The organism is Nocardioides sp. (assembly GCF_964229035.1).
In the GTDB taxonomy this organism is placed as follows: Bacteria; Actinomycetota; Actinomycetes; order Propionibacteriales; family Nocardioidaceae; genus Nocardioides.
Window position 1 is genome coordinate 33,762 of sequence record NZ_CAXRAZ010000037.1, and the last position, 24,213, is coordinate 57,974.

The following is a 24,213-nucleotide window of genomic DNA, read 5'->3' on the forward strand; positions in this document are numbered from 1 at the left end:
GCCCGCGCGGCTAGCCCGTGGCCAAGTCCCACACGTCGACGAGGTCGCCGGCCGCCAGCGGGGCGCCGTCGGCCGGCAGGTCGATCAGCGCGTCGGCGCCGGCGAACCAGCCGAGGAAGCCCGACCCGGGCGGACCCCACGGCGTGACGGTGGGCTCGGCGCCGGCGCCGGTGCCGGCGGAGCGGTCGAGGCGCGCGCGGCGCAGCTGGCGTCGTCCACGCATCGGGGTGAGGGGCTCGTCGAGGCCCGCGAGGCGGGCACGGACGACACGTCGCGCCGGGTGCGGGTGACCGACGGCGGCCCGCAGGGCGGGGCGCACGAACACCTCGAACGAGGTCAGGGCGCTGACGGGGTTGCCGGGCAGGCACACGACGGTGACGTCGCCGCCGGGGTGGGGCAGCGTGCCGGAGCCCTGCGGCATGCCCGGCTGCATCGCGACCTTCGCGAACTCGATGCCGCGCGGGCCGAGGCCGTCCTTGACGACCTCGTAGGCGCCGGCGCTGACCCCGCCCGAGGTGAGCACGAGGTCGATGTCGCCCCCGGCCACCGCCTCGTCGAGCAGCCCGAGGAAGGCGTCGACATCGTCGGCCGACCACAGCACCCGCACGGCCTGGCCGCCGGCCTCCTCCACGGCGGCGGCCAGCAGCGCGCCGTTGGCGTCGCGGATCTGGCCGGCTGCGGGGTCGGGGTGCTCGGCGAGCTCGGAGCCGGTGGAGCACACCAGCACCCGCGGACGACGGCGCACTGCGACCTCGTCGACACCGAGCGCCGCGAGCACGCCGATCTGGGCGGGCCCGAGCAGCGCGCCGGCCGTGAGGACCGTCGCACCGACCTGCACGTCGGACCCGGCGGGGCGCACGTACCTTCCGACCTCGCGGGCCGCGCTCACCCTCACCTCGTCGGTGCCGCCGTCGGTCGCCTCGACCTCGACGACGGCGTCGGCGCCGCGGGGCAGGGGAGCGCCGGTCATGATGCGCAGCGTGCGCCCGGGGGCGAGGTCGGCCACCGGCGCGCCGGCCGGGACGTCGCCGTCCACCGGGAGCACGGCGGGGGAGGCGTCGCTCGCGCCGGCGATGTCGGCGGCGCGCACCGCGTAGCCGTCCATCGCGGAGTTGTCGAAGGCGGGCAGCGGCTCGGGGGCGACCACGTCGGCGGCGAGCACGCGACCGCGCGCCGCGGTGAGCGCGACCTGCTCGCTGGGCCAGGCGCTCGGCCCGCCCGGATGGCGACCAGCCAGGAGGTCGGCGACGCGCTGCTGGTGCTCGGGCACGGGGCGGAGATCGGCGCTCATCGCGAGCAGCCTACGGCGGCGCCCCGCCCGGCGCCTCGTGTCGTGCCCCTCGGCCGGCCGGGACCCGGCCGGCCGAGGGCGGAAACGGACAGACGAGGCAGCCCCATGACTCCGCCCCGTCCGTCGACACCCCCTCAACGCGGTGCCCGCCGCGCGGGTTATGCGCTGCCCGGCTATCGGTCGATAAACAGGGCTTTGGTCCCAGTTCGCCGGAACCCTTGGAACGATCCAGAAGCGGGCGCTACGGTCAGCGCATGCGTGCGATCCGACGGTTCACCGTCCGCCCCGTCCTGCCCGCCTCGCTCGCCGCGCTGGGTGAGCTGGCCGCCAACCTGCGCTGGTCGTGGCACCACCCCACGCAGCAGCTGTTCGCCGCCGTCGACCCCGAGCTGTGGACGACGCTCGGCCGCGACCCCGGCCGCCTGCTCGGCGAGGTGCCGGCCGCCCGGTGGGCCGAGCTCGCCGCCGACGACGCCTTCGTGGCCCGCGTGGCCGCCGCCCGCGCCGACCTCGAGGACTACCTCACCGGCGAGCGATGGTTCCAGCGCGCCAGCGCCGCGGGCGCGCCGGTCGAGGGTGCGTGGCCGCGCTCGATCGCCTATTTCTCGCCCGAGTACGGCATCACCGCCGTGCTGCCGCAGTACTCCGGCGGACTCGGCATCCTGGCCGGCGACCACCTCAAGGCGGCCAGCGACCTCGGCGTCCCCCTCGTGGGCGTCGGCCTGTTCTACCGGCACGGCTACTTCAAGCAGGCACTCTCGCGCGAGGCCTGGCAGCTCGAGAGCTACCCGGTGCTCGACCCCGACGGTCTGCCGCTCACCGTGCTGCAGGAGGCCGACGGCTCCCGGGCGCTGGTGCGCCTGGCGATGCCGGGCGGGCCCGACCTCATCGCGCGCATCCTCGTGGCCCGGGTCGGCCGCGTGCCGCTGCTCCTCCTCGACGCCGACATCGAGGACAACCCCGAGCAGTACCGCCTGGTCACCGACCGCCTCTACGGCGGCAACACCGAGCACCGCCTGCGCCAGGAGCTGCTGCTCGGCGTCGGCGGCGTGCGGGCCCTGCGCGCCTTCTCGCGCATCACCGGCGCCCCGGAGCCCGAGGTCTTCCACACCAACGAGGGCCACGCCGGCTTCCTCGGCATCGAGCGCATCCGCGAGCTGCTCGAGGCCGAGCCCGACCTCGGGGTCGCGGCCGCCCTCGAGATCGGTCGCACCTCCACGGTGTTCACCACGCACACCCCGGTGCCGGCGGGCATCGACCGCTTCCCGCGCAGCCTCGTCGAGCAGTACCTCGGCGACGCCGGGACGACGCCGGGCGTGCCGGTGGGCGACGTCCTCGCGCTCGGCGCCGAGGACTACGAGGGCGGCGACCCGGGCGTGTTCAACATGGCGGTCATGGGCTTCCGCCTGGCGCAGCGCGCGAACGGCGTCTCGCAGCTGCACGGGCACGTCAGCCGCGGCATGTTCAACGGCCTGTGGCCCGCCTTCGACGAGGCGGAGGTGCCGATCACCTCGATCACCAACGGCGTCCACGCCCCCACCTGGGTGGCCCCCGAGATCGTCGCGCTCGCGGCCGCCCAGGGCGCCGACCCCGACGGCGACGACTCCGAGGCGTTCTGGGCCGCTCTCGAGCAGGTGCCTGCGCGTCAGGTGTGGGACACCAAGCGCACCCTGCGCACCCGCCTCGTGGACGACGCCCGCCGCCGTCTGCGCCGGTCGTGGGCCAAGCGCGGCGCCACGCCGGCCGAGCTCGGCTGGGTCGACGAGGCGCTCGACCCCGACATCCTCACCATCGGGTTCGCGCGCCGGGTGCCGTCGTACAAGAGGCTCACCCTGATGCTGCGCGATCCCGAGCGCCTGCGCGCGCTGCTGCTGCACCCCGAGCGGCCGGTGCAGCTGGTCGTGGCGGGCAAGGCCCACCCGGCCGACGACGGCGGCAAGCGGCTCATCCAGGAGCTCGTGCGCTTCGCCGACGCCGAGGACGTGCGCCACCGCATCGTCTTCCTGCCGAACTACGACATCGCGCTCGCCCAGCCGCTCTACCCCGGCTGCGACGTGTGGCTCAACAACCCGCTGCGCCCCTACGAGGCGTGCGGCACCTCGGGCATGAAGGCCTCGCTGAACGGGGGGCTCAACCTCTCCATTCTCGACGGCTGGTGGGACGAGTGGTACGAGCCGGAGTTCGGCTGGCCGATCCCGTCGGCCGACGGCATCGACGACGCCGACAAGCGCGACGACCTCGAGGCGGCCGCGCTCTACGACCTCATCGAGCACGAGGTGGCGCCCCGCTTCTACGACCTCGACGGCGAGGGCGTGCCCACGCGCTGGGTCGAGATGCTGCGCCACACGTGGTCGTCGCTCGGCCCGAAGGTGCTCGCGACCAGGATGGTGCGCGACTACGTCGCCCGCCTCTACGCACCCGCCGCCGGCTCCTCGCGCGCGCTGGCCGCGAGCCCGGACGGGGCGCGTGGCCTCGCCGGCTGGAAGGCGCACGTGCGCGGCGCCTGGGAGCACGTGCGCGTCGAGCACGTCGAGGCCGGCGGCGTGAGCGACGTCGCCGAGGTGGGCGCCCAGCTCACCGTGCACGCCTACGTGGCCCTCGGCGACCTGCGCCCCGAGGACGTCGCGGTGCAGGTCGTGCACGGCCGCGTGGACGCCGAGGACGACCTCGTCGCCGCACACGTGAGCGGCACCGAGCTCGTCGAGAGCTACGAGGGCGGGCGCCACCGCTTCGACGCCGCCGTGCCGCTCGAGCGCTCGGGCCCGTTCGGCTACACCGTGCGGGTGCTCCCACAGCACCCGCTGCTCGTCGCTCCCGCAGAGCTCGGGGTCGTTGCCCTGCCCTGACGGCCCTGGACACAGATCAGGTGAGGCCCGCCCCACCCCGCCTCGCTGTGCGGGGTGGGGCGGGCGTCCCGATGTCAGCGACCGGGCGGTCGGAGGTAGTCCGGCGCCCGGTCGAGAGCAGCTCGACGCACGGGACGGGCGTCACCGGCGGTGGCGCGGACCGCCGCGTCGGTGCTGCCCAACCCGGCCCAGCGCTGGATCCGCGCGATCACCGCGGAGCGCTCGGCCTCCGGCAGCTGCGCGATCCGGGCGCCGTGGGTGCCGCCGGCGACCACGTGCACGGAGCACTCGCGGCGCTCGGCACGGCGTCCGCAGTCGAACGCCTCGGCGCTCCACGGGTCGTTGCCGCCGTAGACGTAGAGCATCTGCGTGGAGCGGGTGCGCACCCAGCGGTCGATGTCGGGCATCGCCCGACGGTCGAACCGGATCGGGCGCAGCGAGGCGTCCACGAAGTTCGCTCCGCCCCATCCGCCGGGGTGGCGGAGCACCCCGCGCAAAGGCCGCTCGTAGGCCTCGTACCAGCCGAGCTGGTAGGCCGCCTGGTAGTAGTACGCTCGGCTGTCGCGCAGCCCGAGGTCGAGGTAGCCGGTGAGCGGCACGACGCCCTGCGTCCAATCCCACACCTGCTCGTTCGAGGCGCCGGGGCCGGGCACGTCGGCGCACGCCGACTGCGGGGAGTACTGCCAGAAGGTGAAGTAGAGGTCGACCACGGCCGTCTCCATGCCGCGGTCGATGCTGCCGAGGATCGTGGCGGTGTCGCCCGTGGCGGCCGCCTCCTGCTCGGTGCGCGCGAGGAACCACGCGCGGTCGCGGCCGAGGATGCGTCGCTGCACGGCGGTGAGCGCGGCCCGGCAGGCGGGATCGGTGCCGACGCGGGCGAGGAAGCGGTTGTAGGCGTCGTGGTCGTTGTCGACGTCGTTGGGCGCCACGTACGGGATCGTGCCGTCGACGTCGCCGGGGTAGAAGCGCCGGTGGTAGGTGGCGGTCATGCCGCCCTTCGAGCCGCCCGTGGTCAGCCAGTGGGCGCGGTAGAGCCGCTGGAACGCCCGGATGATCGCGTGCTGGTCGGCGGCGGCCTGCCGGATGGTGAGCTGCCTCGGCCAGTCGGGCCGCTCGGGGATGGACGGTGCGAAGAAGCGGTACTCCATGCTCAGCTGGTTGCCGTCGACGATCTGCGTCGGCTCGCTGCGACTAGGGTTCTGCGACACGTAGTAGCCGCTCGTGTACATCACCATCGGGCGGGCGACGTCCTTGTGCAGCAGGGTCAGCCGCTGTTCGAAGGTGCCGCGCGAGGGATGGCGGTGGTCGACCGGTTGACGGAAGGTCAGCCGGAAGAACCGGTACCCGGCGGGCGCCGTGGCCTCGGTGACCGAGGTGACGCCGGGCAGGGCGGCGACCTGCGCGGCGATGTCGGTGTCGCTGGCGGGGGCCTGCGGCGCAGCGTGCCGCACGGCCGGGCCGGAGGGCGCGGAGAGTGCTGGAGCGCCGAGCGAGCCGGCGAGTGCGCCGGCCAGCGTGGCGCCGAGGAACGTGCGTGCGAGGGCACGCCGGACGGGTCGTGACATTCGATGACCTCCCGAGATGGCTGTCACTGGACGCCTCAACCTAGCCCCCTCCTCCGACGGAGGATCGATGCGTCGTCCGGCATCGCCGGGCTCAGGTGGCGGCGGTGCCCTCCTGCATGACGATCACCGACCGCGCGGCGAGCGTGATGATCTCGCCGACGGCGACGCGTCGTCCGGTGGGCAGGTCGGGGTCGGTCGACACCACGACCGTGCCGGCGTGCACCCAGTCGTTGTCGGGCAGGTGCACCTGCACGTCGTCCGCGCCGGCGTGGAACCAGATGAGGAACGAGCTGTCGATCTGCTGCTCGCCGCGCGGGCCGGGGGAGCGCAGGGGGCCGCCGGAGACGAAGACGCCGATGGTGGCGAGGGCGGGGTCGTGCCAGTCGCCGTCGGTCATCTCACGCCCGCTGGGGTGCAGCCAGGCGAGGTCCTTCGGGCCGCCGACCATCGTGGGGCGACCCTCGAACCAGTGGCGCTGGCGCAGCGCCGGGTGCTCGCGGCGCAGGCGCAGCGCTGCGCGGGTGACCTCGTAGACGTCGAGCCAGGCGTCGTCCGCGCGCCAGTCGAGCCACGAGATCTCGTTGTCCTGGCAGTAGGCGTTGTTGTTGCCTCGCTGGGTGCGCCCGCGCTCATCGCCGGCGGTCAGCATCGGCACGCCGTTCGACAGGCACAGCGTCGCCATCAGGTTGGCGGCCTGGCGCCGCCGCAGCGCACGGATCGCGGGATCGTCGGTCTCGCCCTCGACCCCGTGGTTCCAGGAGCGGTTGTCGTCGGTGCCGTCGCGGTTGTCCTCGCCGTTGGCCTCGTTGTGCTTGCGGTCGTAGGTCACGAGGTCGCGCACGGTGAAGCCGTCGTGGGCGGTGATGAAGTTGACCGAGTTGTAGGCCGAGCGCCCGTCGTCGGCGTACAGGTCGGAGGAGCCCGCCAGACGGGTCGCCACCTCGTGGACGCCGCTCGCGTGCCCGCGCCAGAAGTCGCGGATCGTGCCGCGGTACTGGTCGTTCCACTCCACCCACGGTGGCGGCATCCCGCCGACGAGGTAGCCGTCCATGGAGGTGTCCCACGGCTCCGCGATCAGCTTCACGTGGCGCAGCACGGGGTCCTGGCCGATGGCCACGAGCAGCTTGCAGGCCATGTCGACGCCGATCGAGTCCGGGCCGGCGGTGCGGGTCAGGGCCGACATGAGGTCGAAGCGGAAGCCGTCGACGTGCATCTCGGTGACCCAGTAGCGCAGCGAGTCGAGGATCAGGCGCAGGGCCAGCGGGTCCTCGGAGTTCACCGTGTTGCCGCAGCCCGTGACGTCCCAGTAGGTGTCGTCGAAGCCGCCGTCCGCGACGGGGACCCGGCGGTAGAAACCGCGGTCGTCGAGCCCGCGGAAGGAGTAGGTAGGCCCGTCGGGCCCGCCCTCGGCGGTGTGGTTGTAGACGACGTCGAGGATCACCTCGATGCCGGCGGCGTGCAGCGAGCGCACCATCTCCTTGAACTCGCGCACCTGCTCGCCCCGGTCGCCGGAGGAGCAGTAGGCGGCGTCCGGCGCGAAGTAGCTGATGGGGTTGTAGCCCCAGTAGTTCACCGCTCCCCGCTCCACGAGCGCCGGCTCGGAGAAGAACTGGTGCACCGGCAGCAGCTCCACGGCCGTCACGCCGAGGTCGTGCAGGTACTCGGTGACCACGGGGTGGCCCAGCCCGGCGTAGGTGCCGCGCAGGTGCTCGGGGATGCGGTCGTGCAGCTTCGTGAAGCCCTTCACGTGCAGCTCGTAGACCACCGTGTCGCGCCAGCGGCGCTGGATCGGTCGCTCGCCGCGCCAGTCGAAGGCCGGGTCGACCACCACGCTGCGCGCGTCGCCCACCGTGCCGCTCACGGCCTGGGCGTAGGGGTCGAGCAGCACGAGATCGCTGTCGAAGCGCAGCCCCTCCTCGGGCGTGTAGGGACCGTCGACGCGGTAGCCGTAGCGGGTCCCGGGGGCGAGGTCGGGCACGGCGCCGTGCCAGATGCCGAGGGACTGCTCGGTGAGCGGCAGCCGTCGCTCGCCCTCGCCCGGGCCGTCGTCGAAGAGGCAGAGCCACACGCCGTTCGCTCGCGGTGCGTAGACGGCGAAGTTGGTCGCCTCCGGCGTCCACGTCGCCCCGAGCGGCCAGTTGCGGCCCGGCCACAGAGGTGCGCGCTCGCCCAACGACCGCCAGATGCCCAGGCTCATCGCCCCATTGTGTCGGAGCGGGCACGGGGCGTCGCGGGCGGCCGGACCCGTCGTCCACGGGTGCCCACGGCGTGCCCACGGCGTGCCCACGGCGTGATCGCGTGTCCGTGGACGGCGGGTCCGGTACCCCTGTTGTGCGAGGGACGGCACAATGCACACCACCAGGCACACCACCTGACGACCGGCCGCGATCGGCCGGGCGCTCCATCACGGGATCAGGAGCCATCACGGGCATGGGAAGGGAAGCGATGACTGCGGAGTTCGTTCGCCTCGAGGTCGCCGATGGTGTGGGCACCATCCGGCTCGACCGACCGAAGGCCATGAACGCCATCAGCCTCCAGGTGCAGGACGAGCTGCGTGCTGCAGCCGCCGAGGCCACCGAGCGCTCCGACGTCCGCGCCGTGGTGGTGTGGGGTGGCGAGAAGGTCTTCGCGGCCGGCAACGACGTCAAGGAGATGGCGACGATGTCGTACACCGACATGGTCGATCGGGTCGATGCGCTGCAGGGTGCGGTCAACGCCGTGGCCCGCATCCCCAAGCCGGTCGTCGCCGCCGTCAACGGCTACGCCCTGGGCGGCGGGTGCGAGCTCGCGCTGGCCGCCGACCTCCGTTTCGCCGCCGACAACGCCGTGCTCGGCCAGCCCGAGGTGCTGCTCGGCATCATCCCCGGCGCGGGCGGCACCCAGCGTCTCCCGCGGCTCGTCGGACCCAGCCGGGCCAAGGACCTCCTCTTCAGCGGCCGGTTCGTCAAGGCCGAGGAGGCCCTCGCGATCGGTCTCGTCGACCGGGTCCTGCCGGCGGCCGAGGTCTACACCGAGGCGCTCGCCTGGGCGGGCCGCTTCGCCACCGCCGCCCCCTACGCGCTGCGCGCGATCAAGGAGTCGGTCGACCGCGGCAGCGAGAGCGACCTGGAGACGGGCCTGCAGATCGAGCGTCAGGCCTTCGCGGCCGTCTTCGCCACCGAGGACAGCCGCACGGGCATGCGGTCCTTCATCGACAACGGGCCTGGCAAGGCCACCTTCGACGGACGGTGAGCGAGATGAGCGACGAGACCACCGACAGCACCGAGCGCGCCGCCGACGGCGGGCGCCGTCGTCCCCACGTGGACGCCACGCGACTGCGCGACCTGATCTCCCGAGCGCTGTGGACGGTGTTCGTCCTCATCGCCCTGGTGCTGGCCACCGCCGCGTTCAGCTACGCGCTGGAGGCGAACCCCGACAACGACCTCGTGCGGCTGGTGCGCGACCTCGGCGACACCTTCGACCTCGGGTTCTTCGACCTCGGCAACCCCGTGAAGGCCTTCTCGGGCACGAACGCCGCGGTGAAGACCGCGCTGTTCAACTACGGGCTGGCCTCGGCCGCCTACCTGGTGATCGGGCGCGCCCTCGAGCGCGTCATCCGACCCTGATCCGATCGGCCTGCCGGTCAGCCCACCGGCAGTCCGCGGGCGTCTCGCGCAGCCGTGTGAGGTAGTCCACTGACGGGTCGTTCCCGCGGTTCGTGACCGGACGGTAACCTAACAAATTGCTGTCCTTCATGGACCACAGCTGTTCCCGTTTCCCGAGCCGGGGTGCGGGCTCACGAAGCACAGGAAGGGGCCGGTCCGGCCACAACCATGACACTCTCCAACATCGTCGTTCTTGTGAAGTACGTCCCGGACGCCACCGGCGACCGGAAGTTCGAGTCGGACAACACCGTCGACCGCGTCGGTGTCGACGGTCTGCTGTCGGAGCTCGACGAGTACGCCGTCGAGCAGGCCCTGCAGATCAAGGAGAAGCGGGCTGACGAGGACATCACCGTCACCGCGCTGACCGTGGGTCCCCCCGAGGCCGAGGCCGCCGTGCGCAAGGCCCTGCAGATGGGTGCCGACAAGGCCGTCCACGTCGTCGACGACGCCATCGCCGGCTCGGACGCCGCCGCCACCTCGCTGGTGCTCGCCAAGGCCCTCGAGAAGATCGGCAGCTACGAGCTCGTCATGGGCGGTCTGGCCTCCACCGACGGCGGCATGGGCGTCGTCCCCGCGATGCTGAGCGAGCGCCTCGGCCTCCCGCAGGTCACCCTCGCCGCGGTCGTCGAGACCCAGGGTGACCAGGTCCGCATCAAGCGCGACTCCGACACCGCCACCGAGGTCATCGGCGGCACGCTGCCGCTCGTGCTCTCGGTCACCGACCAGACCGGCGAGGCGCGCTACCCCTCCTTCAAGGGCATCATGGCCGCGAAGAAGAAGCCGCTGGAGACGCTGACCCTCGCCGACATCGGCGTGGACGCCTCCGAGGTCGGCGCCGGTGCCGCGTGGACGACGGTGGCCACCACCGCCGCCCGCCCGCCGCGCACCGCCGGCGAGGTCGTGAAGGACGAGGACGGCTCGGGCGCTTCGGCGCTGGTCGACTTCCTCGCCTCCAAGAAGTTCATCTGAGCGGGGGAGAGAGAAACCCATGTCTGAAGTCCTGATTCTGGTCGACCACGTCGATGGCGCGGTCCGCAAGCCCACCTACGAGCTGCTGGCCATCGCCAAGCGCATCGGCTCGCCCTCGGCGGTGTTCATCGGCGGTGCCGATAAGGCTGACGCCGTCGCCGAGGCCGTCAAGGGCTACGGCGCCGACAAGGTGTACGTCGTCGACGACGCCGAGGTGAAGGGCTACCTCGTGGCCCCCAAGGCCGAGGTGCTGCAGCAGGTGGCCGAGAAGGCGCAGCCCGCCGCGATCCTCATCCCCGCCTCGGCGGAGGGCAAGGAGATCGCCGCCCGCCTGTCGATCAAGCTCACCTCGGGCCTGATCACCGACGCCGTCGACGTCAAGGTCGAGGGCGACGAGATCGTCACCACCCAGTCGGTGTTCGCCGGCAACTACACCGTCGACTCCAAGGTCACCACGGGCACCCCGATCATCGCGGTCAAGCCCAACGCGGCCGCTCCTGAGCAGGAGGCCGGCGCCGGCGCCGTCGAGCAGTTCGCCGTCACCATCTCCGACGCCGCGAAGACCGCCCAGATCGTGGCCTCGCAGCCGCGTCAGGCGACCGGTCGCCCGGAGCTCACCGAGGCCGCCATCGTGGTCTCGGGTGGCCGTGGCACCGGCGGCGACTTCACCGCCGTCGAGGGCCTCGCCGACGCGCTCGGTGCCGCGGTCGGCGCCTCGCGTGCCGCCGTCGACTCGGGCTGGAAGCCGCACACCTTCCAGGTCGGCCAGACCGGCAAGGTCGTCTCGCCGCAGCTCTACGTGGCCAACGGCATCTCGGGTGCGATCCAGCACCGTGCCGGCATGCAGACCTCGAAGACCATCATCGCGGTCAACAAGGACGAGGAGGCGCCGATCTTCGAGCTCGTCGACTTCGGCGTCGTGGGCGACCTCCACGCCGTCCTCCCGAAGGTCACCGAGCAGGTCGAGCAGCGCAAGGGCTGATCGTTCCGGCTCACCGGTTCGTCCCTCGCGGGGCGTCGTGCTCAGCACGGCGCCCCGCGCGGCGTTTTCCCGGCAGTGCCCATGACACGGACGGCGGTGCCTCGCGCCGTGACAGCCGGGGCCGTCCACCGCCCGTCACCGAGCTGTGACCCGATCGTCGGCGTGTCGCCACGCGGCCGGTGTTGGCGAGTAAAGGGACGTGGGTTAGGTTTCGCCGGTGAGGATGCTCGTGGCAGCCGGACTGTTCCTGATCACCGTCGTGGCCGGCGGTGTCCCCGCCGTCCCGTCCTCGGCCTCCGCGGCCGCCGCCGAGTCGGCCCGCGTGGCGGCGCGCGCCGACACGTGGAGGCCCCCGGTGGGGCCGGCCTTCAACAGCCCCAACGCCAAGGCGGCGTCGTCGCGGCTCGTGATCCTCAAGCGGATCAACGACGCGATCCGGCATGCCCCGCGCGGCTCCGTCATCCGGTTCTCCACCTACAGCATCGACCGCGCCGACACGGTCAAGTACCTCGGCCAGGCCCACGCCCGCGGCGTGAAGGTGCAGATCGTCGTCAACGACAACGTCAGCTCGCCGGTGCAGCTGCGCCTGCAGAAGCGCCTCGGTCGCAGCGCCAAGAACTCCAACTTCATGATCATCTGCAAGGCCGCCTGCCGCAACAACGCCCGTGGCGGCAACCAGCACATGAAGACCTACTCGTTCAGCAAGACCGGCGCGTCCGACTACGTGATCATCAACAGCTCGGCCAACCTCACCGGCGGCGCCGTGAACGGCCAGTGGAACGACTCCTACACCGTGGCCGGCAACAAGGCGCTCTTCGACAGCTGGGTCAACATCTTCCGCCAGCAGAGCCTCGACCGCGCCGCGTCGCCGCGTCGGGTCAGCTACCGCTCCGAGACGCTGTCGGTGCACTACCAGCGCGTGAAGGCCGGCCAGCCGAACACCCGCGAGACCGTGTCGGTGGCCAAGGCCGCTTCCAGCGGCGATGCGCCCCTCGACCGCGTCAACCTCGTCTCCTGCCGCGCCAAGCCCGGCTTCGGCGCTGGCGGGCGCACCGTCATCCGCGTGGCGATGTACGCCTGGTACGGCACCCGCGGCGAGCGCATCGCTCGCGCCCTGGCCAAGCGCAAGAGCGAAGGCTGCCAGGTCGCCGTCATCGGCTCGGTCGTGTCCAACACGGTCGTGGGCATCCTGCGCAAGGGCCGCATCCCGGTGAAGGCCGCCGACTGGGACTTCGGCCAGAAGCTCGCCACCAGCGGCAAGGGCATGGTCTACGGCCCCCGCTGCTACATGCACCTGAAGTTCATGACCCTCTCGGGCACCTACAAGGGCGCCGGCACCGCCGTCACCTTCACCGGCTCGGAGAACTGGTCGGCGCCCTCGCTGAGCAGCGACGAGGTCACCTACGAGATCCACGACCGTCGCGTGGCCGCGCAGTACACCGACAAGTGGAAGCGCATGTGGGCCAGCAACAGCGCCACCCACCCGGTCTACCGCGAGCCCAAGACCCGCCCCTGCAAGGGCTGAGCCGAACCCACGATCACGAGGCAGGACGCCGCACCAGCGGCGTCCTGCCTCGCCGTATCCTGAGGCCCATGACCGCCGAAGCCGACGTCCGCGAAGTCGCCGAGCGCGCCCGCGTCGCCGCCCGTTCGCTCGCCGTCGCTACGCGTGAGCGCAAGGACGCCGCCCTGCAGGCCATGGCCGACGCCCTGCTGGCCGAGACGCCGCGCATCCTGGCCGGTAACGACGAGGACGTCGCCCGCGCGGAGGCCGACGGCACGCCCGCCAACATCATCGACCGGCTGCGGCTCACCCCCGAGCGGCTCGAGGCGATGGCCCAGGGGCTGCGCGACGTCGCCGGGTTGGCGGACCCCGTGGGCGAGGTCGTGCGCGGGGGAGTGCTGGCCAACGGTCTCGAGCTGCGCCAGATCCGCGTGCCTTTCGGCGTCGTCGGCATGATCTACGAGGCCCGGCCCAACGTCACCGCCGACGCCGCCGGCATCTGCTTGAAGTCCGGCAACGCGGTGCTCCTGCGCGGCAGCTCGTCGGCGCGCAGCAGCAACGCCGCCATCGTCGCCGTCCTGCGCGACGCGCTCGCGACGGCGGGCCTGCCCGAGGACGCCGTGCAGCTGGTGCCGGGCGACACCCACGACAGCGTCAAGGCCCTCATGCGCGCCCGGGGACTGGTCGACGTCCTCATCCCGCGCGGCGGCGTCGGCCTGATCCAGTCGGTGGTGCAGGACTCCACGGTGCCCGTCATCGAGACCGGGGTGGGCAACTGCCACGTGTACGTCGACCGCGCCGCCGACCTCGACAAGGCGCTCGCCATCGTGCTCAACGCCAAGACCCACCGCACGAGCGTGTGCAACGCCGCCGAGTCGCTGCTGGTGCACGCCGAGGTGGCCGAGGAGTTCCTGCCGCGGGTGGCGACCGCGCTGCAGCAGGCCGGCGTCACGATCCACGGCGACGCCGCGTTCGCCGCCCTCGACGGCGTGGTGCCCGCCACCGACGACGACTGGGACGTGGAGTACCTGAGCCTCGACATCGCCGCGCGCGTCGTCCACGACCTCGATGAGGCGATCGACCACATCCGCCGGCACTCGAGCGCGCACACCGACGCGATCGTCACCGACGACCAGCGCGCGGCCCGCCGCTTCATCGCCGAGGTCGACTCGGCCGCGGTGCTCGTCAACGCCTCGACCAGGTTCACCGACGGCGGCGAGTTCGGCTTCGGCGCCGAGATCGGCATCAGCACGCAGAAGCTGCACGCGCGGGGGCCCATGGGCCTACCCGAGATGACCTCGACCAAGTACGTCGTCATCGGCGACGGGCACGTGCGCTGAGCGTGCACCTCCACGTCGCATCGGGCGCGGGCCCGATTCACTCCTCGTCCGCCCGCTACAGGTAGGTTGCCAGCCATGGCAGGCTCCCCGGACCGCATCTACGCCGATGCATCGGTCGAGAGGCTCTTCACCGGGGCCACCGTGATCACCTTCGTGCGCACGATCCTGACGCTGGCGATCGCGGTGTGGGGCGCCTACGAGGCCAGCCTCACGCTGCTGGTCGTGGGCCTGGTCGTCTACTGGGTGGGCGACAGCATCGACGGCGAGTGGGCGCGTCACTTCGACTGCGAGACCCGCACGGGTGCCGTGGTCGACATGATGTGCGACCGGCTCAGCTGCGGCGCGCTCTACGTCGGCCTGATGTGGCTGCAGCCCACCGGCTGGCTCAGTGATGAGCCGATGACGTGGATCGGCATCCCGATCGCCATCTACCTCTTCGAGTTCATGGTGATCGACATGTACCTGTCGCTCGCGTTCCTGGCCTGGCCGATCCGCAGCCCCAACTACTTCGGCGTCATCGACCGCCGCATCTACCTCTGGAACTGGTCGCGGGTCGGCAAGGCCGCCAACTCGGGTGCCTTCGCCGTCATCCTCCTGGCCACCGGCTGGGTGTGGCTCGGCATCGTGATTGCCGTGGCGCTGCTCGCGCTCAAGTGCGTGTCGCTCAAGTGGCTGCTCGACCTCGGCCTGCCCGTCCCCGAGCGCGAGAAGGCCGCCGCGGCATGATCCTGTGGCTGACGACGTTCGCCTTCAGCGTCGCGTCCGCCCTGCTGCCGTTCCTCCCCATCGAGGTCTACATCGTCGGCGCCGGGGCCACCCAGGAGGGCACCGCCACCGCCATCGGGCTCGGCATCGCCGCCGGTGCGGGAGCAACGATCGGCAAGGTCGTCTGGTACGAGGTCGCCCGCCGCGGGGTCGAGTCCGCCTGGGCGCAGAAGAAGCTCGGCAACTCCAAGGTGCGCGCCGGCTACGAGAAGTGGCTGGGGCGCATGCAGGGTCGCCCCTGGTACGCCGCGGGCGTGATGTTCGTGGCCGCGAGCGTCGGCATCCCGCCGCTGCTGGTGATGGCGGCCGTGGGCGGCCTGCTGAAGATGCCGATGTGGATCTTCGTGCCCACGGTGTTCGTCGGCCGGTCGATCCGGTTCTCGCTGCTGTTCCTCGGCGTCGACTTCGCCATCCACTGAGCGGGCGCCGCGCCCGGCGGCGGTCGTCGTCCGCGCGGAGGGTGCGTGAGCGGTGAGGAGTCGGCCGTTGGCTACGATTGGGGGCATGGCCAGCCAGATCAGCACCCTCGCCCTCACCGTCGTCCGTGCCGCCGAGGAGGGCGGCGAGGGCGGCGTCAACCCGTGGCTCGTCGGGGCGGGCACGCTCGCCTTCCTGCTCTTCCTCCTGATCGCGCTGGTGTGGTTCGGCGGCGGCCGCGAGCACAGCTGATCGAGCCGGGCTCATGACGGCGTCGGCCGCCGAGCGGCGTCGTCGCATCGGGGTGATGGGCGGCACCTTCGACCCCATCCACCACGGCCACCTCGTGGCAGCCTCCGAGGTGCAGAGCTGGTTCGACCTCGACGAGGTCGTCTTCGTGCCCACCGGCCGGCCGTGGCAGAAGGCCGATCGCGAGGTCTCGGCCCCCGAGCACCGCTACCTGATGACGGTGATCGCCACGGCGGCCAATCCGCGCTTCACCGTCAGCCGCGTGGACGTCGACCGCGACGGCCCGACGTTCACCATCGACACCCTGCGCGACCTGCGCCGCGAGCGTCCGGACGCCGATCTGTTCTTCATCACCGGTGCCGACGCGCTCACCGACATCTTCAGCTGGCGCGACGCCGAGGACGTGTTCTCGCTGGCGCACTTCGTCGGTGTGACCCGTCCCGGGGCCGAGATGGACCCCGCGACGTTGGCGAAGATCCCGCCCGACCGTGTGACGATGGTCGAGGTGCCGGCGCTGGCCATCTCCTCCACCGACTGCCGTCAGCGGCAGCGGGCGGGGCAGCCGGTGTGGTACCTCGTGCCGGACGGCGTGGTGCAGTACATCACCAAGCACGGGCTCTACGCGGAGCCCGCGCCTGCTGATGCCGCCGATGCCGCCCCTGCCGGCACCCCCGACCAGCTGTCCCGACCCGCGCCCCACGGCGCGACCACGAACTAGCACCGCACTATCGCGAACCCGGAGACCCATGACCGCCACCGACCACGCCGTCGAGCTCGTCCGCACCGCCTCGATCGCCGCCGCCGACAAGCTCGCCACCGACCAGCTGGCCTTCGACGTCAGCGAGCAGCTCGCGATCACCGACGCCTTCCTGCTCGCCTCGGGCGCCAACGACCGGCAGGTGCGCGCGATCGTCGAGGAGGTCGAGGACCAGCTGCGCGAGCAGCACGGCGCCAAGCCGGTGCGCCGCGAGGGTCACCGCGACGGCCGCTGGGTGCTGCTCGACTACGGCGACGTCGTCATCCACGTGCAGCACACCGAGGAGCGCCAGTTCTACGCCCTCGAGCGCCTCTGGCGCGACTGCCCGGCCATCGAGCTGCCGCTCGAGGTCACCGACCCCGCCGCCGCTCGCCAGCAGTGACCGGCCCGCGGCGCCTGGTGCTCCTGCGCCACGGCCGCACCGACTGGAACGCCTCCCACCGCATCCAGGGCCAGCAGGACTCCCACCTGGACGACGTGGGGCTGGCGCAGGCACGCACGGTGGCGCCCGCGGTGGCGGGGATGTCGCCGTCCCTGCTGTGGAGCAGCGACCTCGCCCGAGCGCACCGCACGGCCGAGGAGGTGGCCGCTGCCACCGGTCTGCCTCTGCGCACCGACGTGCGCCTGCGGGAGTTCGGCCTGGGGGAGTACGAGCGCCTCACCCACGACGAGCTGCGCGCGCAGGACCCCGCCGGCTTCGAGCGCTTCCGTCGCGGCGCGTGGGAGGACATCCCCGGCGCCGAGCACCCGCGCGAGGTGGCCGAGCGGATGGTCGCCGTCCTCACCGAGCTGGCGGGGGCGCTGGACGACGGTGCGACCGGCGTCGCGGTCTCGCACGGGGCTGCGATCCGCACCGGCCTCGTCGCCTTCCTCGGCTGGCCGCTCGAGACCGCCCGCACGCTGCGCGGCATGGGCAACTGCGGCCGCGTCGTCCTCGAGCAGCGCGAGGGCGGCGACTGGGCGCTGACGTCGTACAACCTGCCCCCCGATTTCACCTCGCCGACCGCCGTCGGCTAATGTTCTGCGAGTCGATCCGCCCCGGCGGTGAGACGGATGGGGCTGTGGCGCAGCTGGTAGCGCATCTGCATGGCATGCAGAGGGTCAGGGGTTCGAGTCCCCTCAGCTCCACAAGAGGAGCCGCCTTCGGGCGGCTTTCTTGTTTTTCCACACGGCCGGCCGGGCGCTCACGGGGTCAGCCGGTCCACGACCGCGCTGGCGTCGACACCGTTCGCCACGAAGACCTGGTAGGTGCCGTCGCCCTGCCGGACGCCGACGACCCGGCGAGGGTCGTGGCCCTCGAGGACCCAGGTGTCGACCTGCTCCGGATTCGACGGGAAGTAGGCGCCCCGCGGACTGTCGCCGCCGTCACTCAGGCGGCGTAGTCGGCGCGCCCCAGCGGTCGTGCGTCCGCGGCCACGACGCCGGCACCGCGGTAGACCTCGCCATCGATGCGCAGGAGCAGGTTGCAGTCGCTGGAGGCCTCGCCGCTGGAGTTGCCGCAGCCAGCGGACAGGAGGATGAGCGGGACGACGGCGAGCGAGCGGTGCACGGCAACCTCCAGGTCGATGGTCCTCTCCGTCGTGGGACGGGGGTGACTCTTTATTGGTTCCGGGATGAAGTGCCGGCCGCCGTGCGTCGCCGTCGAGGACCGAAGCCGCCGCGCTGTCATCCGCGCCCAGGCCCTCAGCTCCAGCCCCTTCGGGGGCTCGACGACCAGCCGCCCCCGCGTCAGCTCGATCCCGGCGCCCGCCCCGGTTCCGCGCGGCCCTGATGGCCCCCGCCCATCCGATGCGCCCGAACGCCGCCATCTCCTTCACCAGCCCGGCCGGCTCGTTGCGCGCGAGGTAGGCGAGCTCGCGGCCGACGAGGGCGGCCATGCTGCGGCGGGTGGCGGCCCCGGCGTCCGCGAGGCTCGGTGCGGTGTAGGGCGGTTCGGGGTCGTACTCGATCATCGCGGCTGCGGCGCGGGCCCGGGCCGATCCGGCGATCTCGCCGAGGAGCCACAACGCGAGGTCGATGCCGGCCGAGACGCCGGCGCCCGTGACGACCTTGCCCGCGTGGACGACGCGCCGATCGCCCACCGGCACGGCCCCGAAGGCCGCGAGTGCCGGCACCTCCGCCCAGTGGCTGGTCGCGGGCAGGCCGTCGAGGATGCCCGCCGCGGCAAGCGCGACGGAGCCGGTGCATACCGACGTCGTCCACGTGGTGGTGCGGTGCACCTGCCGCAGCCAGGCCGTGATGTCGTGGTTGAGGGCGGTGCGGGCCGAGGCGGTGCCGGATCCGCCGATCAGCACGATATCGGGTGACGGCGTCTCGGCGAGGGAGTGGGTCGCGGCGATGAGCAGCACGCCGGTGTCGGCGACCACCGGCCCCACCTCGGCGGCGACGAAGCGGATCTCGGCGCCGGGCAGGAAGCGGAGCACCTCGTAGGGGCCGATGACGTCGAGGGCGGTGAAGCCGGGGTAGAGCACGATCGCGATCTGCATGGACATGGGCCCTCTTCGGGTGCGGTGCCGCGGCACGCGGCGACGTCGACCCAGCCTGCCTCAGTCCGCCTGCGGCCGCACCGCCACGAACCCGGTGACCGTGCCCTGCAGCAGGGTGCGATCGGGAAGGATCGTGCCGACCAGCTGCAGGGTGTCGGCGAGCGGACCCTGCCCCAGCGGCTGGGAGCTGAGCAGGCGACCGTCGGCCGGTGAGACGCGGGCGAGCGCGTAGCGCTGGGCGCCGTCGCGCGTCACGGTGTACACGACGCCCTCCGCGCGGGAGTAGCGCGGCACGGCCGACGACTTCAGCCCCGTGGTCCAGCGGGTGCGGCAGCCGCCGCCGGGCGCGACGTCGACCCGGGTGAGTCCGCCCGCGATCGGCGCAGAGGCCGGCTGCGACGGGCCGTCGGCGCCCGCGGGGTAGGGGTAGCCGTAGGTGCTCGCCACGATCACGCTGCGGCCCACGCCGATCGGGGAGTTCTCGGTGCCCGAGGCGCCCGCGCGGAAGAGGGGCTGGCGGCACAGCAGGCGGCCGGAGGCGGCCTCGAGGACCAGGAGGTTCTCGCGGGGCGCCGCGTTGTCGGTGATCGCCACCCACTCGGCGCCGCGGCGAGGGCCGAAGAAGGTCGGGGTGGCGCCGCTGCCGTGGCTGAGCTTGCCGGGCTTGCGGGCCGGTCCGCGCGCGTAGGCGCGACGCCAGGCGACACGAAGCCCGCCGTTCGTCGTGGGCGAGACGAGGTACAGCGCGCGATCGGTCGTCACGGCCGCTCCCTGAGGGCCGTTGGCGATGCTGTTGGCCACCTTCTCGCCGATCCTCAGCTGCCGCAGCGCGATGCGTCCGGTGCGCGGCTCGACGTAGCCGACCCGGGCCTTCTCGGTGGCGAACCAGATCCGCCCGTCGTAGCCGGGCGACACGCTCACCACCGCGTCGCACGCCTGACCGCCGCAGGCCCGGCGCAGCGCCGCACCCAGCGGGAACCGGTCGGCGATGCGCAGCCGCCAGGTGCCGGCGGGGCCGCCCCGGTCGTGCGCGATGCGGACGACGTCGCCCGATGCGCCGTCCACGGTGACGAGCCGGTCGGCGCTGTCGAGATAGGCGTAGACGCCGCCGAGCAACGACCCCGCGCTGAGGTGCAGCCGTGCGACGGGACGCAGGGTGGTGCGATCGAGCAGGTTCACCGTGGGCGCGCGGTCGAGGTACTCGGTGCACATGGCCAGCGGCATCCGGTCGCGTCCGGCGAGGATCGTGGGGCAGACCGAGCCCAGGAACACGCTCGCCGCCGGCTGCGCGTCGGCGCCCGGCCCCGCGAACGGCGTGGCGTCGGAGGCGCCCGCATCCCCGTGCATGGACGACGTGCCGTCGGGTCCCACCCAGCGATTGGCCGGCATCGACGGACCGACGAGCCCGCCGCTCGGCGCCGCCTGCGAGGTGGCGGCCCAGGCGGTGATGCCCAGCGCCGAGGCGAGGACGCCGACCAGCGCCCGCCGCGCGCGCCTCATCGCCGCACCCGCACGGCCCGCCCGGTCAGCCGCGGCCGGTAGCGCAGCCGCCGCTTGGGTGCGGGGGAGTGCGCCGAGCGCAGGTAGGCCTGCAGCCGGCGCGCGACGGCCGGGTTGAGCGCTGCCACGTTGCGCCTCTCGGCCGGGTCGGCGGCGAGGTCGTAGAGCTCGAAGAGCGCCTGGTTGTCGGCGATGGTCGGGGTGCGCCCGGGTGCGTGGCGCACCGCCTTCCACCGCCCCCACCGCACCGCGGTGGTGTAGACCAGCTGCGCCGGCGGGCCGCCGTCCAGGTTCTGGTCGGTGTTGGGCGGGCGCTCGAAGTAGAGCGGTGGGTGGGCGCGTCGTCCGGCTGGCCGCTCGCCGGTGATCCACGGGCGCACCGAGACGCCGTCGACGTCGGCCGGCGGGGTGACCCCGGCGATGTCGGCCAGTGTCGGGAGGAGGTCGACCGAGCCCCACGGGCGGTCGGCCACCGCCCGGCGGTCCGCCTTCACCACCCCCGGACCCCAGGCGATGAGCGGCACGCGGATGCCGCCCTCGTAGAGGCTGTGCTTGCCGGCGCGCAGGCCGCCGTTGGTGCGCCACAGCACGTCGGCCAGCCCGGAGGTCGGCGACGGCGTGAGGACGTCGGTGCACCGGCCCGAGCCGGCGAGCGCGTGCTCGTTGGGGGTCGGGCCGTTGTCGCTGGTGAAGACCACGAGGGTCTTGTCGTCGAGCCCGTGGCGCTTCAATCGGTCGATGATGCGGCCCACGTAGGTGTCGAGCAGGGTGTACTGCGCCGCGTAGGCCTTCATCTCCGGCGTCCAGCCCACCTTGTCGTCGTAGGCGCGGGTGTCGGGTACCTCGTTCGGGAAGTGGACGAGCTGCGGGGCGTAGTAGAGGAAGAACTCGTCGTCGCGGTGGCGGTCGATGAAGGAGAGCGCGCCGTCGAGGTGCACCTGGGGCGCGTAGGTGCCGCGCTGCTCACCCTCGTTGCCGCGCAGGCGGAAGCGGCGGTTGTCGCTCCACAGGAAGTCGGGCCAGTACTGGAAGGCGTGCTCGGTGGTGACCATGCCGACGAAGCGGTCGAAACCCTTCTGCAGCGGGTGGCTCGGGTCGCGGCGGTTCGCCACCGCGAAGTTCCCCCGGCCGACGTCGGCCGGCTGGTGGATCCCGCAGGCGAGGCCGAGCGGGTTCGGCGTCACGAGGTCGTCGTCGCCGAAGCCCCACTTGCCGAAGACCCCGGTGCGGTAGCCGCCGGCACGCAGCACCTCGGCGATCGTGGTGTCGCCCCGCTCCAGGCGCGGCTGCTCGCCGGTCGTGCGGAAGGCGTTGCTGCGTACCCGGGTGTGTCCGGCGTGCATGCCGGTCAGCAGCGTGGTCCGCGAGGGCGCGCAGACGCTGGCCCCGGAGTAGCCCTGGGTGAAGCGGATGCCCTCGCGGGCGAGCCGGTCGAGGTGGGGGGTGCGCACCACCTGCTGGCCGTAGGCGCCCAGTGCGCCGTAGCCGAGGTCGTCGGCGAGGATCACGATGATGTTCGGACGACGCGTGCGGGTGGTGGGGCGAGCGGAGCTGCGAGAGGGGCCGGCGGCCGCGGCGGCGGCCGGGCCTTTGGTGGCACCGGCCGTCGCCAGGGGGAGGCCGGCGGCGACGGCCCCGCCGAGCAGGGCGCGGCGACGCAGAGCGGAGTCGTGGGAGGGGAACACGTCCCGCCAACGACCCGAACACGATAAAGTCACTAGAAATTGGTGTGATCGCGCTCTCGGCGCGGCGACGAGAGGATGGTCGGGTGGGGGAGTGCTGCGCGCCGGGACGCCGGTCGGACGGCTCGGCAGAGCCCGGACCGATCCAGGCGACGGGTCCGTCGCGCGCCGTGTCGGCGACGGCGTCGACGCGTCGTCCGCGAGGGCTCGTGGACCTGCCGGGCGGTCGCTTCGCGATGGGCTACGACGGCCCGCTCGCCAATCCCGGCGAGGGCGAGGGCCCGGTGCGCGAGGTGGAGGTGGCTCCCTTCTCGATCGGGGCCACCACGGTGACGAACCAGCAGTTCGCCACCTTCGCCAAGGCCACCGACCATGTCACCGACGCGGAGCGCGAGGGCTGGTCCTTCGTCTTCCACCTGCTCGTCGCCGATCCCCGCGCCGAGCGCGGGCGCGTGGCCGGTGCGGAGTGGTGGGCCGCCGTCGACGGCGCGGACTGGCGCCACCCCGGAGGCCCGGGCAGCGACGTGCGCCGCCTCGCCGCGCACCCCGTCGTCCACGTGTCGGTGCACGACGCCGAGGCCTACTGCGCCTGGGCCGGTGGGCGGCTCCCGAGCGAGCAGGAGTGGGAGTACGCCGCCCGCGGCGGCCTCGAGGGCGCGATCTACCCGTGGGGCGATGAGCACCCGGACGACGCCCGCGCCCGCCGCGCGGTCATCTGGGAGGGCGAGTTCCCGCACCGCCATGCCCGCGGGCGCGACGCGGTGGGCACGCAACCGGTCACCTCGCTGCCGCCCAACGGCTTCGGCCTGCACCACGCGGTGGGCAACGTGTGGGAGTGGACGAGCAGCTGCTGGGACGGCGGCGCGCTCGGCGTCGTCCCAGCTGTCGGGGATGCCGACCGCGTGCGCCGGGGTGGCTCCTACCTGTGCCACGACTCCTACTGCAACCGCTACCGGGTGGCAGCGCGCGACCACAGCGCTCCCGGTGACACGACCGGCAACATCGGGTTCCGCGTCGCCGCCGACACGTGAGCGCCCAGCCGGGCGGGGCGCCCGGTGCCGAAAAGGTCTCGCGGCCGGTCTCATAGGGGGCCTGAGACCGACCGCGTCGGGGGGTGGGCGTGCGGGGGTCGCACGGCGGTGGTCGGATCCCGGCGGCCGATTCGACCGTCTGGGGTCCGGTCGAAGCAACCTCGGCACAACCGACGCGCCCGAGTCTCACCGTCGTCCCCCCTACAACCCCGCGACGCATCACCGCCCCGGTGACGATCCCGGGGGACCCGGGGCCGTCTAGAGAAAGATTACACTTTCTCAACTCCGCTGTCCGAACTTCGGCGAATGCTCGCCGAACGGCTGGCACAGTGAGAGCCGTGACCGCCTCCCCGCCTCCTGCCGTGGTCCGCGCCGCCGCGTCCGGCACCGCTGAGCTCGTGGAGACGACCGACGAGCCCGGGTCGGCCGAGGGTGTCGCTGCGGGTGAGGCGCACGACGGGGTCGCCGACCAGGAAGCCCTCGCTCCGGCCGCCCAGCAGGCGATGGCGGTGCGGGTGCTGAGTGCCATCAACGATCCCGCCACCGCCGCCCTGCCGCGCCACCGTCACGACCTCTCACGCACCGAGGTGCGTCGTCGCCAGCAGGCCCGCATCCTCGCCGCCCTGGTGCACGAGGTGCTCGACCACGGCTACGACCGGGTCACCGTCGCCGGGCTCGGACGCCGCGCCGGGGTGTCGAGCAAGACGTTCTACGAGATGTACGCCGACAAGGAGGCGGCCTTCCTCGACCTCTACATCCTCCTCGACGCCGGCATCACGCTGCTCGCCGAGGTGCTCGCCTCCTGCACGTCGGTGACCGAGGCGCTCGAGGTGGGCTTCGAGCTGCAGTTCGGCATCTTCGCCGACCAGGGCGCGATCACCCGGGTCATCACCCTCGACGCCCTGGGCGCCACCGAGCGGATCGTCGCCCGCCGCGTCGAGTCCTTCGACTACTTCGTCGACGTCATCGCCCGCACCGCCGCGCGGCTCGGCCAGCACCCCTCGCGCGAGCTCGTCGTGGCCGCCGTCGGAGCCATCAACGAGCTGGTGTTCCGCGCCTTCCTGGGCGGCGAGGGGCACCGCATGCGCGAGCTCAAGCCGGTCGCGCGCGACATCTTCCTGCGGCTGCTCGCGCCGGGTGCCACCGGCTGATCCGGCTACTCGTCCGTACCCCGGGACGACGCTC

At 72.8% G+C, this 24,213-nt stretch carries 21 protein-coding genes and 1 tRNA gene; 16 read left to right on the top strand and 6 right to left on the bottom strand.

Going from position 1 to position 24,213, the window contains the following annotated elements; translation table 11 throughout:
• Positions 1-10 precede the first annotated feature (10 nt).
• Positions 11-1,291, bottom strand: coding sequence for a gephyrin-like molybdotransferase Glp (gene glp / locus ACERUN_RS11575; protein WP_370290119.1), 1,281 nt, complete (start codon positions 1,289-1,291; stop codon positions 11-13).
• Between the two features lie 254 nt (positions 1,292-1,545).
• On the opposite strand from glp, the gene glgP reads away from it, so the two are divergent.
• Positions 1,546-4,137, top strand: a complete 2,592-nt coding sequence (gene glgP / locus ACERUN_RS11580; RefSeq protein WP_370290120.1) for an alpha-glucan family phosphorylase — start codon at positions 1,546-1,548, stop codon at positions 4,135-4,137.
• A gap of 74 nt (positions 4,138-4,211) precedes the next feature.
• On the opposite strand, the gene ACERUN_RS11585 is transcribed toward glgP, so the two are convergent.
• Together ACERUN_RS11585 and glgX are read right to left on the bottom strand one after the other, a co-directional pair.
• Positions 4,212-5,702 (bottom strand): S28 family serine protease, encoded by a 1,491-nt coding sequence (locus ACERUN_RS11585; protein ID WP_370290121.1) that lies wholly within the window; start codon positions 5,700-5,702, stop codon positions 4,212-4,214.
• Between the two features lie 91 nt (positions 5,703-5,793).
• Positions 5,794-7,899 (bottom strand): glycogen debranching protein GlgX, encoded by a 2,106-nt coding sequence (gene glgX / locus ACERUN_RS11590; protein ID WP_370290122.1) that lies wholly within the window; start codon positions 7,897-7,899, stop codon positions 5,794-5,796.
• Positions 7,900-8,147: 248 nt separating this feature from the next.
• Here glgX and ACERUN_RS11595 point away from each other — a divergent pair, with 248 nt between their 5' ends.
• The 13 genes from ACERUN_RS11595 to ACERUN_RS11655 all read left to right on the top strand — a co-directional run bounded on the left by ACERUN_RS11595 (position 8,148) and on the right by ACERUN_RS11655 (position 17,457).
• On the top strand, positions 8,148-8,933 hold the full coding sequence (locus ACERUN_RS11595) for an enoyl-CoA hydratase/isomerase family protein (RefSeq protein WP_370290123.1): 786 nt from the start codon (positions 8,148-8,150) through the stop codon (positions 8,931-8,933).
• A 5-nt stretch (positions 8,934-8,938) separates the two neighbouring features.
• The gene (locus tag ACERUN_RS11600) at positions 8,939-9,307 is read left to right on the top strand and encodes a hypothetical protein (RefSeq protein WP_370290124.1); all 369 of its coding nucleotides are present in this window, start codon (positions 8,939-8,941) and stop codon (positions 9,305-9,307) included.
• A 207-nt stretch (positions 9,308-9,514) separates the two neighbouring features.
• Positions 9,515-10,315, top strand: a complete 801-nt coding sequence (locus ACERUN_RS11605) for an electron transfer flavoprotein subunit beta (protein WP_370290125.1) — start codon at positions 9,515-9,517, stop codon at positions 10,313-10,315.
• A 19-nt stretch (positions 10,316-10,334) separates the two neighbouring features.
• A complete protein-coding gene (locus ACERUN_RS11610; protein ID WP_370290126.1) occupies positions 10,335-11,297 on the top strand; it encodes an electron transfer flavoprotein subunit alpha/FixB family protein in 963 nt (320 codons plus the stop codon).
• A 223-nt stretch (positions 11,298-11,520) separates the two neighbouring features.
• Positions 11,521-12,822 (top strand): phospholipase D-like domain-containing protein, encoded by a 1,302-nt coding sequence (locus tag ACERUN_RS11615; protein WP_370290274.1) that lies wholly within the window; start codon positions 11,521-11,523, stop codon positions 12,820-12,822.
• A 68-nt stretch (positions 12,823-12,890) separates the two neighbouring features.
• Positions 12,891-14,141 carry a glutamate-5-semialdehyde dehydrogenase gene (locus ACERUN_RS11620; RefSeq protein WP_370290127.1) on the top strand — a complete coding sequence of 417 codons (1,251 nt, stop codon included), beginning with the start codon at positions 12,891-12,893 and terminating at the stop codon, positions 14,139-14,141.
• Positions 14,142-14,216: 75 nt separating this feature from the next.
• Entirely contained in the window at positions 14,217-14,867 is a 651-nt protein-coding gene (locus ACERUN_RS11625) for a CDP-alcohol phosphatidyltransferase family protein (protein ID WP_370290128.1), read from the top strand.
• Positions 14,864-15,325, top strand: coding sequence for a hypothetical protein (locus ACERUN_RS11630; protein WP_370290129.1), 462 nt, complete (start codon positions 14,864-14,866; stop codon positions 15,323-15,325). Before ACERUN_RS11625 ends, ACERUN_RS11630 begins: the two co-directional genes overlap by 4 nt.
• 85 nt (positions 15,326-15,410) lie before the next feature.
• Positions 15,411-15,575 carry a hypothetical protein gene (locus ACERUN_RS11635; protein WP_370290130.1) on the top strand — a complete coding sequence of 55 codons (165 nt, stop codon included), beginning with the start codon at positions 15,411-15,413 and terminating at the stop codon, positions 15,573-15,575.
• A 13-nt stretch (positions 15,576-15,588) separates the two neighbouring features.
• Positions 15,589-16,290 (top strand): nicotinate-nucleotide adenylyltransferase, encoded by a 702-nt coding sequence (gene nadD, locus ACERUN_RS11640; RefSeq protein WP_370290131.1) that lies wholly within the window; start codon positions 15,589-15,591, stop codon positions 16,288-16,290.
• 28 nt (positions 16,291-16,318) lie between these two features.
• Positions 16,319-16,711, top strand: a complete 393-nt coding sequence (gene rsfS, locus ACERUN_RS11645) for a ribosome silencing factor (RefSeq protein WP_370290132.1) — start codon at positions 16,319-16,321, stop codon at positions 16,709-16,711.
• Complete coding sequence (locus ACERUN_RS11650) at positions 16,708-17,346, top strand: histidine phosphatase family protein (protein ID WP_370290133.1); 639 nt, start codon at positions 16,708-16,710, stop codon at positions 17,344-17,346. The genes rsfS and ACERUN_RS11650 overlap by 4 nt, the downstream gene beginning before the upstream one ends.
• 38 nt (positions 17,347-17,384) lie before the next feature.
• Positions 17,385-17,457 (top strand) — tRNA-Ala (locus tag ACERUN_RS11655).
• 56 nt (positions 17,458-17,513) lie between these two features.
• On the opposite strand, the gene ACERUN_RS11660 is transcribed toward ACERUN_RS11655, so the two are convergent.
• From ACERUN_RS11660 to ACERUN_RS11670, 3 genes are read right to left on the bottom strand one after another with little or no spacing between them, the layout of a single operon-like run.
• Complete coding sequence (locus ACERUN_RS11660) at positions 17,514-18,821, bottom strand: DJ-1/PfpI family protein (RefSeq protein WP_370290134.1); 1,308 nt, start codon at positions 18,819-18,821, stop codon at positions 17,514-17,516.
• A gap of 54 nt (positions 18,822-18,875) precedes the next feature.
• On the bottom strand, positions 18,876-20,315 hold the full coding sequence (locus ACERUN_RS11665) for a hypothetical protein (RefSeq protein WP_370290135.1): 1,440 nt from the start codon (positions 20,313-20,315) through the stop codon (positions 18,876-18,878).
• Positions 20,312-22,000, bottom strand: coding sequence for an arylsulfatase (locus tag ACERUN_RS11670; RefSeq protein WP_370290136.1), 1,689 nt, complete (start codon positions 21,998-22,000; stop codon positions 20,312-20,314). The genes ACERUN_RS11665 and ACERUN_RS11670 overlap by 4 nt, the downstream gene beginning before the upstream one ends.
• Positions 22,001-22,206: 206 nt before the next feature.
• Here ACERUN_RS11670 and ACERUN_RS11675 point away from each other — a divergent pair, with 206 nt between their 5' ends.
• Together ACERUN_RS11675 and ACERUN_RS11680 are read left to right on the top strand one after the other, a co-directional pair.
• Complete coding sequence (locus ACERUN_RS11675) at positions 22,207-23,028, top strand: formylglycine-generating enzyme family protein (RefSeq protein ID WP_370290137.1); 822 nt, start codon at positions 22,207-22,209, stop codon at positions 23,026-23,028.
• A gap of 338 nt (positions 23,029-23,366) precedes the next feature.
• Complete coding sequence (locus tag ACERUN_RS11680; protein WP_370290138.1) at positions 23,367-24,179, top strand: TetR/AcrR family transcriptional regulator; 813 nt, start codon at positions 23,367-23,369, stop codon at positions 24,177-24,179.
• The last annotated feature ends 34 nt before the right edge of the window (positions 24,180-24,213 follow it).

Bases quoted from the DNA above. Each gene is read 5' to 3' on its own strand.
- ACERUN_RS11635 (WP_370290130.1), top strand. From the start codon at position 15,411: ATGGCCAGCCAGATCAGCACCCTCGCCCTCACCGTCGTCCGTGCCGCC.
- ACERUN_RS11625 (WP_370290128.1), top strand. From the start codon at position 14,217: ATGGCAGGCTCCCCGGACCGCATCTACGCCGATGCATCGGTCGAGAGG.
- glgP (WP_370290120.1), top strand. From the start codon at position 1,546: ATGCGTGCGATCCGACGGTTCACCGTCCGCCCCGTCCTGCCCGCCTCG.
- ACERUN_RS11600 (WP_370290124.1), top strand. From the start codon at position 8,939: ATGAGCGACGAGACCACCGACAGCACCGAGCGCGCCGCCGACGGCGGG.
- glp (WP_370290119.1), bottom strand. From the start codon at position 1,291: ATGAGCGCCGATCTCCGCCCCGTGCCCGAGCACCAGCAGCGCGTCGCC.
- ACERUN_RS11665 (WP_370290135.1), bottom strand. From the start codon at position 20,315: ATGAGGCGCGCGCGGCGGGCGCTGGTCGGCGTCCTCGCCTCGGCGCTG.
- glgX (WP_370290122.1), bottom strand. From the start codon at position 7,899: ATGAGCCTGGGCATCTGGCGGTCGTTGGGCGAGCGCGCACCTCTGTGG.
- ACERUN_RS11660 (WP_370290134.1), bottom strand. From the start codon at position 18,821: ATGTCCATGCAGATCGCGATCGTGCTCTACCCCGGCTTCACCGCCCTC.
- nadD (WP_370290131.1), top strand. From the start codon at position 15,589: ATGACGGCGTCGGCCGCCGAGCGGCGTCGTCGCATCGGGGTGATGGGC.
- ACERUN_RS11630 (WP_370290129.1), top strand. From the start codon at position 14,864: ATGATCCTGTGGCTGACGACGTTCGCCTTCAGCGTCGCGTCCGCCCTG.
- rsfS (WP_370290132.1), top strand. From the start codon at position 16,319: ATGACCGCCACCGACCACGCCGTCGAGCTCGTCCGCACCGCCTCGATC.
- ACERUN_RS11605 (WP_370290125.1), top strand. From the start codon at position 9,515: ATGACACTCTCCAACATCGTCGTTCTTGTGAAGTACGTCCCGGACGCC.
- ACERUN_RS11595 (WP_370290123.1), top strand. From the start codon at position 8,148: ATGACTGCGGAGTTCGTTCGCCTCGAGGTCGCCGATGGTGTGGGCACC.
- ACERUN_RS11620 (WP_370290127.1), top strand. From the start codon at position 12,891: ATGACCGCCGAAGCCGACGTCCGCGAAGTCGCCGAGCGCGCCCGCGTC.
- ACERUN_RS11610 (WP_370290126.1), top strand. From the start codon at position 10,335: ATGTCTGAAGTCCTGATTCTGGTCGACCACGTCGATGGCGCGGTCCGC.
- ACERUN_RS11615 (WP_370290274.1), top strand. From the start codon at position 11,521: ATGCTCGTGGCAGCCGGACTGTTCCTGATCACCGTCGTGGCCGGCGGT.
- ACERUN_RS11585 (WP_370290121.1), bottom strand. From the start codon at position 5,702: ATGTCACGACCCGTCCGGCGTGCCCTCGCACGCACGTTCCTCGGCGCC.